This window comes from Aeromonas sp. ZOR0002, assembly GCF_963866995.1.
Lineage (GTDB): Bacteria > Pseudomonadota > Gammaproteobacteria > Enterobacterales > Aeromonadaceae > Aeromonas > Aeromonas caviae.
The window spans coordinates 1-1,497 of the sequence record NZ_CAWMFQ010000161.1; the positions used below are offsets into that span (position 1 = coordinate 1).

General features: G+C 64.5%; 1 protein-coding gene. It reads right to left on the reverse strand.

Annotation, left to right across the window (positions count from 1 at the left end):
* Nucleotides 1–73: 73 nt before the first annotated feature.
* Nucleotides 74–1,497, reverse strand: a 1,424-nt coding sequence (metE, locus tag AACR77_RS09570; RefSeq protein ID WP_042881044.1) for a 5-methyltetrahydropteroyltriglutamate--homocysteine S-methyltransferase, incomplete at its 5' end; no start/stop codon positions are given.

Sequence of the window (1,497 nt, forward strand, 5' to 3'; positions counted from 1 at the left end):
AGGGAAGGCTGTCGCCTTCCCTCTCTCGTCTTGGTGACACTCACCGGGCGCTCGTCCGGGTGAATGGAAGCCCTCAGGCCAGCTCGGCGCGCAGCACCCGGGTTGCATCGACCATCACCTTCAGGGCAGCGGTGGTCTCTTCCCAGCCGCGGGTCTTGAGGCCGCAGTCCGGGTTCACCCAGAGCCGGTCTGCCGGGATTTGTTGCGCAGCCTTGCGGATGAGGTCTTCAATCCAGCCCTGGCTCGGTACGTTCGGCGAGTGGATGTCGTAGACGCCCGGGCCGATCTCGTTGGGGTAGTTGAAGCGCTCGAACGCTTCGAGCAACTGCATCTGGCTGCGGCTCGTCTCGATGGTGATCACATCCGCGTCCAGCGCCGCCACCGCCTCGATGATGAGGTTGAAGTCGCTGTAACACATGTGGGTGTGGATCTGGGTGCTGTCCACCACCGGGCTTGCGCTCAGGCGGAAGGCGCGCACCGCCCAGTCCAGATAGGCCTGGTGATCCTGCTTGCGCAGGGGCAGCCCTTCGCGGATCGCCGGCTCGTCGATCTGGATGATCTTGATGCCGGCGGCTTCCAGGTCAGCCACCTCGTCGCGAATGGCCAGGCCAATCTGCAGGGCGGACTGCTCGCGGCTCACGTCTTCCCGCGGGAAGGACCAGCAGAGAATGGTCACGGGGCCGGTCAGCATGCCCTTCACCGGCTTGTCGGTCAGGCTCTGGGCAAACTTCGTCCACTCAAGGGTCATGGGGGTCGGACGGTCGATGTCACGGGTGATCACCGGCGGCTTCACGCAGCGGGAGCCATAGCTCTGTACCCAGCCAAAGCGGGTGATGGCAAAGCCGTCCAGCAGCTCCCCGAAATACTCCACCATGTCGTTGCGCTCCGCTTCACCATGCACCAGCACGTCGAGCCCGATGGCCTCCTGGCGCTCGATGGCGTCCTTGATCTGGGCCTGGATGCCCGCCTCGTAGGCCTGGTCATCGATGCGCCCGGCACGCCAATCCTGACGCAGCACCCGGATTTCAGAGGTCTGCGGGAAGGAGCCGATGGTGGTGGTGGGCAGGAGCGGCAGCTTCAGATCCGAGCGCTGCGCGTCGGCACGCACCGGGTAGGCGCTCTGGCGATCGAAGTCACTGTTGGTCAGGCTGGCGAGTCGTGACTGCACCGCCTTCTTGTGAACCCGGCTGTCGGACTCCCGATCCACGATGGGCTGGCTGTAAGCCTCGATTTTGTCCAAGGCGCCACCGTCCAGGTAGTCGGACAGCAGCCCCAGCTCATAGCACTTTTGCAGGGCGAAGGCGAACCAGCTGCGAGTCTGGGGATCCAGCTCGTGCTCCAGGGTCAAATCCACCGGGCTGTGCAGCAAGGAACAGGAGGAGGCCACCCAGAGGCGCTCGCCAAGCTTTTCTTTCAAGGCCTTGAGGGTCGGCGCCAGCTTGGCCAGGTTGGCACGCCAGACGTTGCGGCCGTTGATGACACCCGCCGAGAGTACCC